This window comes from Tolypothrix sp. VBCCA 56010 (assembly GCF_050875635.1).
Classification (GTDB): domain Bacteria; phylum Cyanobacteriota; class Cyanobacteriia; order Cyanobacteriales; family Nostocaceae; genus Hassallia.
Genome location: NZ_JBPAOH010000588.1, coordinates 1 through 207 on the forward strand (window position 1 = coordinate 1; position 207 = coordinate 207).

Sequence of the window (207 nt, forward strand, 5' to 3'; positions counted from 1 at the left end):
CAAACCAACGAATTCCTCTAATTGCAAGGGTTACACGCTTGCTTTTGGTAATAACATATAAGGTAGCGTAGCCATAAAATGAACAAGTACCAGACTTTGCTTGGCTCCGATATATGTATGGTAATTCTTTTTCTTTCGGTTTACCATAGTACGGAATTAAATTTAAATCAATTGCTATTTTTAAATAACCTTTTTTTATTCCCAGGG

At 33.8% G+C, this 207-nt stretch carries 1 pseudogene; it reads right to left on the reverse strand.

The features are described from left to right. Positions 1-207: pseudogene (locus AABK37_RS42475) on the reverse strand (ISH3 family transposase); the annotation flags it as partial.